Source organism: Pseudomonas sp. Emmai, from assembly GCF_055179735.1.
Window position 1 is genome coordinate 3,139,812 of the sequence record NZ_CM143685.1, and the last position, 15,687, is coordinate 3,155,498.

Annotated in this window: 14 protein-coding genes and 1 pseudogene; 4 read left to right on the top strand and 11 right to left on the bottom strand. The window is 61.8% G+C overall.

What is annotated here, in order from left to right; all coding sequences use genetic code 11:
* Window positions 1-96: 96 nt before the first annotated feature.
* Complete coding sequence (locus ACY4LX_RS14480; protein ID WP_463260324.1) at window positions 97-2,016, top strand: tyrosine-protein phosphatase; 1,920 nt, start codon at window positions 97-99, stop codon at window positions 2,014-2,016.
* 134 nt (window positions 2,017-2,150) lie between these two features.
* On the opposite strand, the gene ACY4LX_RS14485 is transcribed toward ACY4LX_RS14480, so the two are convergent.
* Entirely contained in the window at window positions 2,151-3,086 is a 936-nt protein-coding gene (locus tag ACY4LX_RS14485) for a helix-turn-helix transcriptional regulator (protein ID WP_463260325.1), read from the bottom strand.
* A 181-nt stretch (window positions 3,087-3,267) separates the two neighbouring features.
* On the opposite strand from ACY4LX_RS14485, the gene ACY4LX_RS14490 reads away from it, so the two are divergent.
* Entirely contained in the window at window positions 3,268-3,660 is a 393-nt protein-coding gene (locus ACY4LX_RS14490) for a GFA family protein (RefSeq protein ID WP_463260326.1), read from the top strand.
* Between the two features lie 14 nt (window positions 3,661-3,674).
* Here ACY4LX_RS14490 and ACY4LX_RS14495 read toward each other — a convergent pair whose 3' ends face one another.
* From ACY4LX_RS14495 to ACY4LX_RS14510, 4 genes and pseudogenes are all read right to left on the bottom strand, one after another.
* A complete protein-coding gene (locus ACY4LX_RS14495) occupies window positions 3,675-4,358 on the bottom strand; it encodes a hypothetical protein (RefSeq protein ID WP_463260327.1) in 684 nt (227 codons plus the stop codon).
* A gap of 14 nt (window positions 4,359-4,372) precedes the next feature.
* Window positions 4,373-5,197: a suppressor of fused domain protein gene (locus ACY4LX_RS14500; protein WP_463260328.1), complete on the bottom strand. Its 825-nt coding sequence runs from the start codon at window positions 5,195-5,197 to the stop codon at window positions 4,373-4,375.
* A gap of 176 nt (window positions 5,198-5,373) precedes the next feature.
* Window positions 5,374-7,052 (bottom strand): annotated as a pseudogene (locus ACY4LX_RS14505) (thiamine pyrophosphate-binding protein).
* A 188-nt stretch (window positions 7,053-7,240) separates the two neighbouring features.
* Window positions 7,241-8,083, bottom strand: coding sequence for an NAD(P)H-binding protein (locus tag ACY4LX_RS14510; protein ID WP_463260329.1), 843 nt, complete (start codon window positions 8,081-8,083; stop codon window positions 7,241-7,243).
* Between the two features lie 158 nt (window positions 8,084-8,241).
* On the opposite strand from ACY4LX_RS14510, the gene ACY4LX_RS14515 reads away from it, so the two are divergent.
* Window positions 8,242-8,955, top strand: coding sequence for a TetR/AcrR family transcriptional regulator (locus ACY4LX_RS14515; protein ID WP_463260330.1), 714 nt, complete (start codon window positions 8,242-8,244; stop codon window positions 8,953-8,955).
* On the opposite strand, the gene yghU is transcribed toward ACY4LX_RS14515, so the two are convergent.
* From yghU to ACY4LX_RS14530, 3 genes are all read right to left on the bottom strand, one after another.
* Entirely contained in the window at window positions 8,952-9,791 is an 840-nt protein-coding gene (gene yghU, locus ACY4LX_RS14520; protein ID WP_463260331.1) for a glutathione-dependent disulfide-bond oxidoreductase, read from the bottom strand. The two genes, ACY4LX_RS14515 and yghU, sit on opposite strands and share 4 nt — an antisense overlap.
* 69 nt (window positions 9,792-9,860) lie before the next feature.
* Window positions 9,861-10,532, bottom strand: coding sequence for a class I SAM-dependent methyltransferase (locus ACY4LX_RS14525; protein WP_463260332.1), 672 nt, complete (start codon window positions 10,530-10,532; stop codon window positions 9,861-9,863).
* A 95-nt stretch (window positions 10,533-10,627) separates the two neighbouring features.
* Entirely contained in the window at window positions 10,628-12,043 is a 1,416-nt protein-coding gene (locus ACY4LX_RS14530) for a purine-cytosine permease family protein (protein WP_463260333.1), read from the bottom strand.
* A 322-nt stretch (window positions 12,044-12,365) separates the two neighbouring features.
* On the opposite strand from ACY4LX_RS14530, the gene ACY4LX_RS14535 reads away from it, so the two are divergent.
* Window positions 12,366-13,277, top strand: a complete 912-nt coding sequence (locus ACY4LX_RS14535) for a LysR family transcriptional regulator (RefSeq protein WP_149658456.1) — start codon at window positions 12,366-12,368, stop codon at window positions 13,275-13,277.
* 16 nt (window positions 13,278-13,293) lie between these two features.
* Here the strand turns inward: ACY4LX_RS14535 and argE are convergent, their stop codons facing one another.
* From argE to ACY4LX_RS14550, 3 genes are all read right to left on the bottom strand, one after another.
* Complete coding sequence (argE, locus tag ACY4LX_RS14540; protein ID WP_463260334.1) at window positions 13,294-14,442, bottom strand: acetylornithine deacetylase; 1,149 nt, start codon at window positions 14,440-14,442, stop codon at window positions 13,294-13,296.
* Window positions 14,439-15,116 carry a DUF1028 domain-containing protein gene (locus tag ACY4LX_RS14545; protein WP_149658454.1) on the bottom strand — a complete coding sequence of 226 codons (678 nt, stop codon included), beginning with the start codon at window positions 15,114-15,116 and terminating at the stop codon, window positions 14,439-14,441. The genes argE and ACY4LX_RS14545 overlap by 4 nt, the downstream gene beginning before the upstream one ends.
* Window positions 15,117-15,258: 142 nt before the next feature.
* Window positions 15,259-15,675: a RidA family protein gene (locus tag ACY4LX_RS14550; protein WP_140667693.1), complete on the bottom strand. Its 417-nt coding sequence runs from the start codon at window positions 15,673-15,675 to the stop codon at window positions 15,259-15,261.
* Window positions 15,676-15,687 lie beyond the last annotated feature (12 nt).

The following is a 15,687-nucleotide window of genomic DNA, read 5'->3' on the forward strand; positions in this document are numbered from 1 at the left end:
CGCGCCGGCATTTTCAACCCTCGGCCATTTGTCACATTCAGTCTCACTTCATTGCAGATAGTGGCCAGCCCAACGCGTTTCCAATGAGGCTGCCCCGTGTTTCAACGTCTTCTGTGTTCGCTGTCCGTTTTGAGCCTGTCCATTGCCGCCGCCCAGGCTGCCGAGAGCACTGCCCTCGATACTCCGCACCTGCGCAGCATCGACAATTTCCGCGATATCGCCGGCATTACCACCGCCTACTCCACGGCCCACGATGGCACGATGCGCAGCGGCGTGTTCTATCGCTCCAACGCGCTGACGCCGTCGGCGGCGGATCTGGCCACGTTGAATGGCCTCGGCATGAAGGCGATCTACGACCTGCGCACGCCGAGTGAGATCGCCGCCACGCCCGACACACTACTCACCGGGGCGACCTACGAGAACATCGACATCATCGGCAGCACCACGTCCGGCGCGAACATCACCACGGTCTCGTTCAAAAGCGCCGCCGATGCCATCGCCATGATGCAGCAGACCAACCGCGCGTTCGTCAGTGATGCGGGGATGCGCAGCCAGTTCACCCGGTTGTTCAATGAACTGGCGAGTGTCGACGGCGCCGCGCTGTTCCACTGCACCGCCGGCAAGGACCGCACCGGTTGGACCGCGGCTGTGTTGCAGAGCATCGCAGGCGTCGACAGCGCCACGATCATGAGCAACTACCTGGCGACCAACGACTACACCGCCGCGCGGGTGGCCGCGACCCTGAAGGCGATGCCGGCGGGCATGGCAGCGGTCTATGCGCCGCTGCTCGGGGTCGAGGCCAGCTACTTGCAGGCAGGTCTGGATCAGGTGATCGCGCAATACGGCAGCATGGACAATTACCTCAAGCAAGGCCTGGGTCTGTCCCAGGAAACCCTCTATGTGTTGCGCGGCAAAATGGTCGAATACAACAGCCTGCCGGGCCAGGCCGGCCTGATCGGCAACGCCGCTGCCGGCGCGCAGTTGTTGCAACAGTTGCAGAACAGCCACCTCTCCGGTACCTACAGCGCCTACAACAACTACCTGCAATCGGCCATCGATGCCGGCAGCCTCGGTGGGGTCGAATCCACCGTCGGCGGCCAGGTGCATGCGGACGCTGCCAGTTATCTGCTGCGTCAAGGCGCGATGATCGAACAGGCGTCGGCGCCGTTCAGCAGCGGCACGGACCTCAAGGTCGGCCAATACCGGTTATGGAGCACCGCGCTGACGGGCTATCTGGGCACTGACGGCTCGGCCCACACCGCCAGCAGCAACGAGCACAGCCAAGGGTTGATGGTCGGCCTGACGCAACGCTTATCCGAACAACTTAGCGCCCATGCCGGCTTCGGCTACAGTCGCGGCAATGTCGGCGGGGCGGGCGGCGAGGCGGATACCGACCTGACCTTTTTCAGCGTGGGTGCGCGTTATGCGCCGGGCGGTCTGGAACGCGGACTATTTGTCGACGCCGACGTCAATGCCGGTTGGCTCGACTACGACAGCAAGCGCGACCTCGGCGGTGGGCTCGGTTCGGCCAAGGGCGACAGCCATGGCAACCTCAGCGGGGCGAGCCTGGCGCTGGGCTACCGTTTGCCGGTGAGCGGCATGATCCTCGAACCGAGTCTCGGTGTGCGCGTCAGTCATCTGGACGTGTCGGGCTTTCAGGAGAAGGGCAGCGAACTGGCCCTCGATGTCGATGGCCTCCAGGCCACCCGCCGCAGCGCCGTGGCCAGCCTCAAGGCCTCGTTCGCACCGATGGGCATGGGCGCGTGGAACCTGGTGCCGGGTGTTGAAGTGGGTTACGAGCATGTGCTGGGCGATCACACCGTCGACAGCGAAGGCCACTTGCTGGGCCTGGACATCGAACAGCGTGCTGCCTTCGACAACCGCGATCAGTTCAGCGGCGGCGTCAATCTCATGGCCAACCTTGGCGCATTGAGCCTGGGTGCCGAAGTCGGCGCCAGCGGTGGAGGTGACAGCCACGGCTTCAGCGGCGGTCTCAAGGCCAGCTATCTGTTCTGATCAACACCCAAACTGTGGCGAGGGAGCTTGCTCCCGCTGGACTGCGCAGCAGTCCCCTGCTTTTCAGATAGAGCAGGGGGCCGCTTCGCGACCCAGCGGGAGCAAGCTCCCTCGCCACAGGTTGCTCGTCGTGTTCAGCGTCGGGTTTTCAAGCCGTTTTTCGCCTCCGCCGGGCTGATACCGTAGGCGTTCTGGAAGTACTGGAAAAACCTGCCGACATTGCTGAACCCGTATCGCACGGCCACCTCGGTCACGGACGTGAACGCACCGTCCGCCAGTGCAGCGTAGGCGCGCTCCAGACGCACCTGCCGCTGATAGGCCACGATCGACATCCCCACAAACCGCCGAAACCCCTCCTGCAAAGCACGCTGGCTGACGTTGCTCAGCCGCGCCAGCTCCGTGCCGCTGACCAGGTTGTCGGGATGTGCCTGAATGTACTCGACCGCCCGCTTCACATGCCGTGGCGCAATCAGCGGCTCAGGGCGGCGAAGGGCTTGGCTGAAGTTGTGCGGCCAGGCCTCCAGCACCGCGTCCACCAGCATTTCCCGAAGGCGCGAGGGCATCAGCGTACCGGCGTTGATCAGCAGGTCGAACTCGGTGCCCGTGGCCAGATCGATCAAAGCCTTGATGCCCTGGAACGCCGGGGAATCCAGATCCACCTGCGGCTCGAAAATCAGCGGGTTCAAGATCGGCTTGCCCAGCAGCATCGACAGACGTTCGGTGATCAGCCCGCGCCGGATCGAAATCCCGTGCTGCGCATGGTTGTCGATAAACCGCATCGAGCGAATATCCGCCTTGTCGATCGCCAGCCCAACGTGGGCAACGCCTACCGACTCGGTGCCGTGGTTGAAGACAATCGTGCCAGCGGTGGGAATGACGAAGGTGATTTCATCCACGGGATCGGGAAAGGCCACCGTGAAGTCGCCTCGATAGTGCATGCGGCGAAAACTCACGCCTTCGTGCCGGCCGTAGACCCCGCCGATGATGATGTGCCCCGGCGGGGGCGGCGTGTCGGCGTAGCGGTTGCCGAACAGCTTCGAGAACAGCGCGCCGAAGTCGTCGCAGCGCATGTCGTTGGACCTGAGGATGATTGACTGGCGTGTCGAGGTTGAGAACACCTTGAGGGGCACCTTGGGCAGGGCAATGGGGGCAGGGCGGGGAAGATAGCAGGCGGGGCGTGACAGGTTTGTTACGGGGGTTGCTTGGACTATTTTTAACAGGCCCATCGCATGATTTCAGAGGAGACACAGCATGGACCGATTCACTGGCGGCTGCCTGTGCGGCAATGTCCGGATCGAGGCCTCGGGCCGACCCTATCGCGTCGGCCTGTGTCACTGCCTCGACTGCCGCAAATATCACGGAGCGTTATTTCACGCTTCGGCGATTTTCCCCCAGGAGGCGGTGGCGATCGAAGGCGAAACCCGCGACTACGCCGGGCGGTGTTTCTGTCCCCGCTGCGGCTCGTCGGTGTTCAACCGCAGCGCCGACGAAATCGAAGTCAACCTCGGCTGCCTGGACGCACCCGACCAACTGACGCCCACCTATGAAAGCTGGACCGTGCGTCGCGAGGCCTGGTTGCCGGCGTTTCCGCTGACGCGACGGTACGCGGGTGATCGTGAAGGCACGGGGCGGTTTGAAGAGTGACGGATGCCGACGCGTCACTGCACCAAGTAGAGCGCCTGTGAATCTTGCAGCGGGTGCGCCAGCTTAATGGCCCGTTCGACGACTCGTCGTTCCTCGCCCGTGAGCTGCTTCCTGCCCATCTCATGAAAGGTGCCACCGGGATCGATGTGCACTGAAAAAAGCCCGATCAGCTCGTCGCCGGATTCCTCGAGGATCAATTCCAGGTGCGCCTCGTTTGAGGTATTCGCCGTTAAATAGGTAAATCCTTCAACGATCGCGCGACCACACCAGTGCAGCTCATCCCATGCCAGAAAATTCCCTTGCTCGCTGCCAATGCCTTGCAGATTCCAGGATGTCGACTCCTCTGGAAGTGCTTGCAGGGCTGGCAGTAACCGTTCGCAAGAGAGGATCTCAAGTTCGTACTTGCGCTCGCCCTGGGGATCTGGATGCGCGCACGCTTGGGCCACGCCGATGACGTGTGCTTTCAAGAGATGGCTTTGCGCAATTTCGGAAGGTTGTTCACTCCAGCCATTCAAGTCGGACACGGGGGGGCACAAGATCAGCAGAATGGTTGCGCCGGCTTCCAGGCGGTCGTCGCGATCAAAGAACGCGAATGTCTTTTTACCCACGGCCGGCACGATATCGTTGAGGTGGATGACCGGGGCGCTGTAATCAATGCCCGAATCCAGCGACCAGAACCTTGGACGGTAAATTTTCATTTTGAACCGCCCGGTCACACAACGCTGGCACGCTGCAGGCTGCTCATATGCCCGACGCCCGCAGCTTTCAGACGGATCACCAGATCCTCGCGCGCCGCGCGTCCACCGGCACGGACGTATTCAAGCTCCGACGCCGTGATCAATACCACCGGAACCAGGCTGACCGGCGATAAGGGCATGTCGTCCAGGCGGGTCGGGAAATCCGCTTCCGGGGCGCCCAGCAGGACGCCGGTCGAGTCGTCAGCGGTGATGAAATGTTGGGGAAGTTGATCTTTCATGTGGTGCGACTGGCTGACCCCGGGACATTCGAGGGAGAGCGCGCCGTATTGTTCAAGCTGATGGGTGATTCCTCCCGCGTCGGCCACGGTCTTGGCCACGTGTTCCAGCAGCTCGAAGGCCCAACTGCGCTGGAAAGGATTGACCTCACCCACAGGGCCGCGGGCGTGCACGGGGATATCGGCGGTTTCGATGAATAACTCCATTTCGAAACCATTGCCCATCCCTTCAGCATCATCGAACGGGTCGGACAGGCCTTCGGTGGCCAGGATGATCGAATCGCCACGGCGGACCACCCGGTAGGCCTGGCGGGTCGAGGGCCAGTAAGGTCCACCTGACAGGCTCGGACTGATGAAGTAGGCAAGGACATCCTGCTCGACGGTGCCGACCGCGCGCCAATGACGATCCAGGCACGCCTCGCTGGCTTGTCGAGCGGCCTCATTGGCCACTTCGAATGCTGTCGGGTTGTCGGCAGCTACCGGCTCGGAAAGTGCGTGAGGTGGCTGGGCGTCCCGGGTTGCTGGACCTTTCAGTGAACCGAGAAGCTTCTTGAAAAAATTCATGTGCGTTCCGTGCTGGATGTTGGTTAGGCCCTGCAAACGTCAGCAGCCACCGAGCCGATGGCAGGCATTATGTGCATTGTCTTAGCGTTTATTAACCACCGCCGTTCACTGGCCTTCAAGGGGCGGCAAGCGGTGGTGCAATCGACTGTTTGACGACCGACCCTGGAAATGGTCGCTTACTTTTTGCTTGATTGCTCTCTGATCTGCGTCAGGCTGAGACGAGGGGTCAAGGCTTCCGGGTCGACTCTGACCTCAATCAACGATGGCCGGGACATGGTCAGGCAGCGCTCGAAGGCGGGCGCAAAGTCGCAGGTCTCGGCGACCACCTCGCCATGCAGTCCATAGGCTTGGGCCAGTGCGCGAAATCCGGGTTGTGCAATTGCGTACCGGACACGCGCCCAGGGTAATTGCGCTCCTGGTGCATTCTGATGGTTCCGTACATGCCGTTGTTGACCACCACGAAAATCACATTGGCCCCGTATTGCGCGGCGGTGGCGAGCTCCTGACCATTCATCAAGAAGCAGCCATCCCCGGAGAACGAAACCACCACGCGATCCGGACAGGTCAGTTTGGCGGCCACGGCAGCCGGCACGCCGTAACCCATGGAGCCGTTGGTGGGGCCTAACTGGGTGCGGTAATGGCGGAACTGATAGAAGCGTTGAAGCCAGACGGCATAGTTGCCGGCGCCATTGGTCAGGATCGCGTCATCTGGAAGCCTGTGATTCAACCACTCAATGATGTCGGCCATTTGCACTGGGCCGGGGGAGGGTGCGTGTTCCAGGTTTTGCAGATAATGCTGATTCAGCGTGCGCGTCCACTCATGGTTTTTTTGCGGGTTTGCGGGCGGCAGTCCTGCGGCTGCTTTCGCGAAACTCGACATACTGCTGTTGATCGCCAACGCGGGTTGATAGACCCGTCCCAGCTCCTCGATACCTTGGTGAATGTGAATCAGGGTTTGCTTGGGGACGGGAATATCCAGGGCCACGTATCCGCCTGTCGACACTTCCCCCATTCGCGAGCCGACGACCAGCAGCAGGTCAGCCTCTTTCACGGCTAACGACAACTGTGCGGAGGCCGCGAACCCAAGATCGCCGACATAGTTGGGGTGCCGATTGTCGAACAGGTCCTGACAACGAAAGGAGGCGGCCACCGGGAGATGCTGCTGTTCTGCAAAAAGGCGAATGTCCTGCACGGACTCGGGATCCCAACCGCTGCCGCCCAACACCATCAATGGCCGTTCCGATTGCTCAAGCAGTTGCTGCATGGCCGCCATTTGCTCGACTGCCGGCGTCATCAACACCCGTTTGAACGCGCCGGCATCACTGACCTCGGCCATTTCGGTCAGCACGTCTTCTGGCAGGGCGACCACGACCGGCCCCGGCCTGCCATTGACTGCTCGGTGAAACGCCTGGCTCACCAGTTCGGGAATTCTTCGGGTGTCGTCGATTTGTACGACCCACTTCGCCAAGGGGCCAAACATCTGGCGGAAGTCGACCTCCTGAAATGCTTCGCGATACTGCTGATCGCGAGCGACCTGGCCAATGAAGAGGATCATCGGCGTCGAGTCCTGGAAGGCGGTGTGGACGCCAACCGCGGCGTTGGTTGCACCTGGGCCGCGAGTCACGAAGCAGATGCCCGGCGCTCCAGTGAGCTTGCCGTAGGCTTCTGCCATATAGGCGGCACCGCCTTCCTGACGGCAAACAATCAGATCGATGTCTTCTTGCACGTCATGCAATGCGTCGAGAACCGCCAGGTAGCTTTCTCCCGGCACACAAAAAGCCCTTTTGACGCCATGGATGCGCAAGGCATCCACCAATATCTGACCTCCGCTACGACGAGAAATGGTTTTATTCATTGTGATCTCCTGAGGCGAATGGTGAAGAAGGAAAAGGGCTCACTTTCTGGCGGTTCTGACGCGTTCAGAGGGAAAAACAGCGGGTAACGTCTGCGCCCGATTCTGAGCATCATCGCGTAGGGGGACAAACGATGATTGCTCAGCACTTCATTCCCTCAGCTATTGAAGTCGGACTGAATAATGGGACGTTATCCTTCGCTGGCCCACACCCCGGTCGCCGCCGTGCGCCGGACATAATCGCTAAAGTCCCGCGCCGGCCGCCCTAACGCACGCTGCACGCCATCGGCTACCGACGTATTGCGGCCATCGAGCACGGTGGTGAAGAGATACAGCACCAGGTCGATCACTTCGGCTGGAAGTTCTGCCTGTTCCAATGCTTGGCGATAATCGTCCGCCGGGACTGAGGCGAACTGGATATTGCGCTTTGTCTCACGGGCGATTGCCTTGACCGCTTCGGCAAAGGTCAGCGCGCGTGGGCCGGTCAGTTCATAGAGTTGGCGTGAGTGTCCAGGTTGGGTCAGCGCCGCGACGGCGATTTCGGCAATGTCTTCGGCATCGATGAAAGGCTCGGCGATAGTGCCCACGGGCAGGACAAGTTCCCCTTGCTGGATGGGCTCGAGGAAGTGCGCTTCGCTGAAATTCTGGAAAAACCAACTGGCGCGCAGGATCGTCCAGTCGACGCCGCTGTTCTGTACGACCTGTTCGGCCTGTTCGGCTTCGGCTTCGACCTCACCGCGCCCGGACAGCAACACCAGTTTGCGGACGCCGCTGTTGACCGCTTGATCGGTGAACGCTTTAACCGTTTCGAGCGCGCCCGGGACGGCGAGGTCGGGTTGAAAGGAAAGGTACACCGCGTAAATGCCCTCCAGCGCAGCCGCCCATGTGCTTCGATCTTCCCAGTCGAAGGCGGGGCTCGCCGCGCGAGAACCCAGGCGAACGGGTCGGCCGGCCGCTTGCAGGCGTTGGGCAATTCGCCGTCCGGTTTTGCCGGTGGCGCCGAGAATCAGGATGGTTTCTTGTTCGGTTTTCATCGTTTCATCTCCTTCGGGTTAATGTGAGTGATGCTCACGTTTAAAAGATGATAGTCCCTCATGTTTTACTGTCAACGGACAGAATTGCCGAGCCCGACGTACGGCAAAAACCCCCGTGGTGGCCCGGTATCGGTCCGATGCTAAAGTGAGCCTATGTCATGTTCTCGTCCGGGAGATTTACGCCAGTGCCCAAGAAAACCCTCGATACCGTCGAACCGTCTGTTGCAGAGCCGACGCGGCGCAATCCCACGCAGCAACGCAGCCGCGACCGCCAGGAGCGGATTCTCGCCGTCGCCACTGATTTGATCGCGAGCAAGGGCAGTGACCAGGTCAAGATGAGTGAGATTGCCGAGCGTTCAGAGATCTCGATCGGCTCGCTGTATCAGTACTTTCCGGACAAAAGCTCGGTGATTCGCACGCTGGCCGAGCGCTATAACGCTGAAAGCCGTCGTTGTATCGAAGAGGCGCTGGGCGCCGTTGAGGACGCGCAAGGACTGAGAACGGCGTATTCCGAGCTGCTCGATCTGTATTACGAAATCGTTCTGGCGACACCGGCCATGCGGGATATCTGGTCCGGGATGCAGGCGGACAAACAGCTGATGGCGCTGGAGTTGCAGGAGAGTCGTGTGGCAGGCGGGTTGCTGAGCGATGCGATGCTGCGGGTGTTTCCCGATAGCGATGCGCGACAGGTTCGGGAGTCTGCGTTCCTGATCTGGCATCTCGGAGAGGCGACCATGCGCTTGGCCGTTTCCTGTACCCCGGAGGAGGGGCGCGGCCTGGTCGGGGCCTTCAAATCCATGTCGTTGCGCGAAATCATGGCGCCGGCGGCCGGATCGAGTGAGCCCGATCCAGCCGCCGACGTGATCAGCTAAGCCAGATCATCGGCCTGGTGCCGTTCAGGCACCTGGCTCGCCTCGTCGCCCCATGTGCGGTTGACGCGTTGCCCACGGATGACCGCCGGCCGCTTGGCAATCTCCTCGGCCCAGCGCTGCACATGGGTGTATTCCTGGGCCGAGAGAAACTCGGCCGCCGAGTACACGTTATTGCGCACCAGTTGGCCGTACCAGGGCCAGACCGCAATGTCGGCGATGGTGTAGCTGTCACCGGCCAGGTAAGGGCTTTCACCAAGACGACGATCGAGGACATCCAGCTGCCGCTTGGCTTCCATGGTGAAGCGATTGATCGGGTACTCAAGCTTCTCCGGCGCGTAGGCGTAGAAATGCCCGAAGCCGCCGCCCAGGTACGGTGCCGCGCCCATTTGCCAGAACAGCCAGTTCAGGGTTTCGGTGCGTCCAGCCGGATCAGTCGGCAGGAAGGCGCCGAACTTTTCCGCCAGGTACAGCAGGATCGAACCGGACTCGAACACGCGAATCGCAGGTTCAACGCTGCGGTCCAGCAACGCCGGGATCTTCGAGTTCGGGTTGATCTCGACAAAGCCGCTGGAGAACTGGTCACCTTCGCCGATGCGGATCAGCCAGGCGTCGTACTCGGCGCCGGTGTGCCCCAGCGCCAGCAGTTCCTCGAGCAGGATGGTCACCTTCACGCCATTGGGCGTGGCCAGCGAATACAGCTGCAACGGATGCTTGCCCAGGGGTAACGCCTTGTCATGGGTCGGCCCGGCAATCGGGCGATTGATGCTGGCGAATTGGCCCCCGGACGGTGCGTTATTTTTCCAGACCTTGGGCGGAACGTAGGACGCTTTGCTCATGAGACGGACCTTATCTAGTGTGCTTGCCGTGATCACATGGACCGCGGATGGACAGTTCGTAGGGACAGATCACCCCCGTTGTTCGGCCACCAACAGCAACGACTGCGGCACAGGGCTTTGCGGGTGCTGCGGCTCCTGCAGGCCGGCCAGCCGAAACCCGGCCATGTCCAGCGCATTGAGCCAACTGGACAAGGTGCGAAAGTACCACGGCATGGGTTGCCATTGGCCCTTGAACCCGGCAAAGGTCTCTTCCCGCCAGCCATCCTGATAATCGCCCGCCGCCACGGTCCAGGGGTGCAACGTCTGGATCACCAGCGCGCCGCCGGGGGCGAGCAGGGCGTTCATGGCGGCGAGCAGCGGAATGATGTCCTGATGCAATAAAGCGAAGTTGGCACAGATCAAATCAAAGCCACTGCCAATATCCACCTGCGCCTCGACCAACTGTTCATAGCTCGCCACATGCACCGACGAAGACCCCGCCGCCCGCGCCGCCTCGACCAGCGTCCCGTCGCCATCCACCCCGACCGCCTCAATGCCCCGTTTAGCCAGCGCCCGCAACAGCCAGCCTTCGCCGCAGCCCAGATCGAGCACGCGCTCGGGCTGCCGGCCCAATATCGCCAACAGGATGGCCTGGTCGGTAACCTGGACACGGCTTTCGAGCGTGCCGTTGCGGATGGCTTCGATCCAGGATTGGGCGTTGTGGTGCCAGCTCTGGAGCAGGGTGGATTCGGGGCTGGGCATTTCGGTGTCCGCAGTGAGTGTCTGGCTGCAAGAATAGAAAAAACCCGCAACTCAGTGCGGGTTTTTTTTTACGCTTGAAAAATCTGCATTAGCGCTTACCCGGCGCTCGCCAGTTTCCCCGTCGACAACCGACGCTTATAAGCACTGTCCCGACTCGCCAACCAGAAATACAGCGGCGACGTAATCAGTAGCCCCACCACCCAGGACAGATCCGCGCCGTTGATGTGCTCGGAAATCGGCCCGACGTACAGCGGCGTGTTCATGAATGGAATCTGCACGATGATCCCGATCGCATAGGCCAACAGCGCCTGTGGGTTGTAGCGGCCATAGATCCCGCCATCGACGTGGAAGATCGAGTCGATGTCGTACTGACCTTTGTGGATCGCGTAGAAGTCGATCAGGTTGATCGCGGTCCATGGCACCAGCACGACGAGCAGTACCAGCACCATGTCGACGAAGTGGCCGATGAAGTCGGCCGAGGCGCCGACAGCGGCGAAGCAGCAGGCACCGAGGACGATGATCGAGAGCACGGCGCGGCTCTTGGCGGTGGGGATCCAGCGGTAGGCGAAGGTTTGGATCAGGGTGATCAGCGACAGCACGGCGCCGTAGAGGTTGAGGGCGTTGTGGCTGATGACGCTGAGCAGGAACAGCACCAGCATCAAGGGGCCGATGGAGCCGGTGGCGAGTTTGACCGAGTCCATGGTGTCCATGCCGACCGGTGTGGCGAGGACGGCGACGGCGCCGAAGATGAACGAGAGGCTGGAGCCGAGCACGGTGCCCAGGTAGGTGGTCCAGAAGGTCGAGGCCACGGGTATGTCGGCCGGCAGGTAGCGCGAGTAGTCGGAGACGTACGGCGCGAACGCGATCTGCCACAGCGCCGCCAACGACACGGTGGCGAGCCAGCCGGAGATGTTGAAGCTGCCACGGGTGAGAAAGTCGGCGGTCTGCACGTGGGTGAAGATGTAGCCGAAGCCGAGCACGATGCCGGCGCCGAGCACCCAGGTGCCGATGCGGTTGAGCACGTGGATGAAGCGGTAGCCGATGATGCCGATGATGCCCGAACCGAGGGCGCCGATAACGATGCCCACCGGCACCGGCACGCTGTCGACCACGCCATGCAAGGACTTGCCGGCGAGGACGATGTTGGAGGCGAAGAAGCCGATGTACATGACTCCGGCGATCAGCACCACCAGCAGCGCACCGAGGGAGCCGAACTGGGCGCGGCTCTGGATCATCTGCGGGATGCCCATCTGCGGGCCTTGCGCCGAGTGCAGCGCCATCAGCACGCCGCCGACCAGATGCCCGACCAGAATGGCGACGATGCCCCACACCAGGTTCAGGTGGAACAGTTGCACACCGAGGGCGCCGGTGACGATGGGCAGCGGCGCGATGTTGCCGCCAAACCAGAGGGTGAACAGGTCCCGGACCTTTCCATGGCGATCTTCCGGGGGAACGTAGCCGATCGTGTGTTTCTCGATCAGCGGGGCGGAGGTTGTTGCAGAGGTGACCATGACGAACTCCAAGGCAAAGTGAGTACGTGGACGTACTTCGGTGAGCGCCGCATGGGCGACGCTTTTCTTGTTGGAGTGATGATGTGCAATGCACCGGGATAGATAAATTAGTAAGTTTGTTGCCTTAAACCTTAAAAAATATATGCCCGGGGTTTGGGTGGGTCCGGTATGTTCTGGGTGCGGTGTTCGCGCGGTTGACCAGCCAACACCGCCCTCTGTAGGAGCAAGGCTTGCCCGCGATGGCGTCCGCGAGATCGCTATCGCGGGCAAGCCTTGCTCCTACAGGATATGGGTGTGGTGTGTGTTTTTCTGGAGAGTCCGCATGGCCGCTTACAACCTGCGACAGCTGCGCTATTTCGTCACCACCGCCGAATGCGGCAGCGTGGCGCAAGCTTCGCGCAAGCTGTATATCGCCCAGCCGTCGGTGTCGACGGCGATCAAACACCTGGAAGAAAGCTTCGGCGTGCAGCTGTTTATCCGCCATCACGCCCAGGGTGTTTCGCTGACGCCCAGCGGCTCGCGGTTTTACCGCAAGGCGCTGGAGCTGTTGCGGGTCGCCCACGAGTTTGAGCAGAACGCCCTGGCGGACAACGACGTGGTGGCCGGGCAGATCGATATCGGCTGCTTTGAGACCGTCGCGCCGCTGTACCTGCCACGCTTGATCGCCGGGTTCAAGGAGCGCTGGCCGGGGGTGGAAATCCGCATTCGCGACGGCGAACAGCAGGAACTGGTGCAGGCCCTGACCGCCGGCAGCATCGACCTGGCGATGCTGTTCGAACACGACCTGGACAGCACGATCGAGACCGTTCCCCTGATGCCGCCGCAGCAGCCCTATGCTCTGCTGCCAGCGGACCATCGCTTCGCACAACAAGCAAAAGTGTCGCTGGACGACCTGGTGCTGGAGCCGATGATTTTGCTCGACGTGGTGCCAAGCCGAACTTACTTCGTGAGCATCTTCGAAGAGCGCGGGCTGACCCCGCACATCGTCTTCAGCTCGCCGTCGATCGAGATGGTGCGCGGCATGGTCGGGCGCGGTTTCGGTTTTTCGATTCTGGTGACCAAACCGTTCTCGCCGTACACCTATGACGGGCAACAACTGGTGTGCATCCCGCTCGCCGAAACGGTGACCGGTTCGGGATTGTCGGCGGCGTGGCTCAGACGGTCGCAACTGACCAAACCGGTGCAGTTGTTCGTGGATTACTGCCAGGAAGAATTGGCCCGACTCTATACCTGAGCGTCGGGCCTGACCCTTAACTGATCGATGCCAACATCCGTTGCAGCAGGGCATCGCAGCCGTTCAACTGCTCGACGCTGACGAACTCGTCCGGCTTGTGGCCCTGATCCATGCTGCCTGGCCCGCACACCACGGTCGGAATCCCCACCGCGTCAAACAACCCGCCCTCGGTGCCGAACGCCACTGTCCCGAACTCCCGGGAACCCGAGAAGGCTGCGATCAATTCAGCCGCTTCGCTGCGCTCATCAGTCACCAGACCGGGATACGCCGACAACTCGCTGAAGCGGATATCGCTGTGCTCACTCACGGCGCGCATGCGTGGCAGGACCTGCTGCTCGGCGTAAGTCTTCAGCTCCTGCGCCACATCGTTTGGATCAAACGAGGGCAGGGCGCGGACTTCAAAATCAAAACGGCAATCAGCGGGCACGATGTTCAACGCCTTGCCACCGGAGATCACCCCGGTTTGCACCGTGCTGAACGGCGGATCAAAACGCCCGTCGTGATGCTCCGGCGCCTTGAGCCGCTGGCCAATTCGCCCCAGTTCAACGATCAGTTCGGCGGCGTATTCAATCGCATTGACCCCCAGCGGCGCGTACGCCGAATGGCAGGCTTGGCCATGAATGTCGCAGCGCATCGCCAGTTTGCCCTTATGACCCAACACCGGTTTGAGCTCGGTCGGCTCGCCAATGATGCACAGCATCGGTTTGACCGGGCGCTGTTCCAGCACTTTGAGCAGCGAGCGCACGCCCAGGCAGCCGACTTCTTCATCGTAGGACAGCGCGATGTGCACCGGCCGCCGCAGCGTGGCCTTCACCAGCGCCGGCACCAGGGCGAGTACGCAAGCGATATAGCCTTTCATGTCCGCCGTGCCGCGCCCGTACAGCTTGCCGTCGCGCTCGCTGAGTGCGAAAGGCGTCACGGTCCACGGCTGGCCGTCGACGGGCACCACATCGGTGTGCCCCGACAGCACGATGCCCGGCACATCCGCCGGGCCGATGGTCGCGAAGAGGTTGGCCTTGCTGCGTTCGTCGTTGTAGACCAGTTCGCACGGCACTTCGAAGCGGGCGAGGTAGTCGCGGACAAACTCGATCAGGTGCAGGTTGGATTCGCGGCTGGTGGTGTCGAACGCCACCAGCGTTTCCAGCAAATCGCGGCTGGCGCTCATCGGTCGTCTCCGGCGACGCCATAGCCTGGGGACCTGTCGGGCGCCAGGGCGCGGTCGATGTAGTCCTGAAGCTGCGGGCGATAGGCGTCCCACAATTGTCCCAACTGGCCAATCGGGTCTTCATCCGCCCAATCCACCCGCAGGTTGATGATCGGCCAAGTCAGTTCGCCGACCACGACCATGGCCGCCGAATGCACCGGCCCGGCTTCACCACCGGCCGCGATGGCCGCTTGCATCGCCGCCAGCAAGCGATCGGCCAACTGACCTTCGCCTTGCTCGAAGGCGCGGACCATGGCCTCGATCACCGACCGGTCCGCCAGCATGTTGCCGGCCGCCACGCATTGCTCGCCCGACACCGCGTTGTGGGTACCGAGGGTTTCCGAGCCGCTGAAGTGGGCGGTGCGACCGAGGTGGTCAATCGCGGTGACCTGACGATATTGGCTGTAGCCGTTGCGGGTCAGGACCTTGTCCAGTGCATCGGCGGGCGCGAGGCCTTGCTCCATGAGGGCGAGGGTTTCCGGGCCGAGGGACGGCAACGTGATGTTTTGCGTCGAGACCGCGCCGACACCGGGCAGCAGCCACGGGCAGCGGGCGCCGACGGCGATGCTGGAAGAACTGATGGCGATACCGAGCTGGCCGGTGTCGGGGCAGCGGGCGGTGATGGAGAAGGTCATGGGTTTTGCTCCTTGTTCAGCCTTGGCTGATGGGGTGTCTGGGCGGGCCTCTTCGCGGGCAAGCCTCGCTCCTACATTTGGAATGCGTTCCCCTGTAGGAGCGAGGCTTGCCCGCGAACGCCGCGCCTCGGTCTACCGGTACTTACTCCGGAATCACCGCAATCACATCAATCTCCATCAACCACTGCGGTTGCCCCAGCGCCGACACCACCAACCCGGTCGAAATCGGAAACACACCTTTGAGCCACTTGCCGACTTCCTGATACACCGGCTCGCGGTAGCGCGGGTCGATCAGATAAGTGGTGGTTTTCACAATGTGGCTCAGGTCGCTGCCGGCTTCTTCCAGCAGCTGTTTGACGTTGCGCATGGCTTGCTCGGCTTGCGCACGCGGGTCGCCGAGGCCCACCAGGTTGCCCTCGAAATCGGTCCCGACCTGGCCGCGAACATACACGGTGTTGCCAGCGCGGACGGCTTGGCACAGGTCATTGTCCAGGCTCTGGTTCGGGTAGGTTTCCTTGGTGTTGAACATGCGGATGCGAGTGTGGGTTGGCGTGGCCATGTGAAGCTCCTG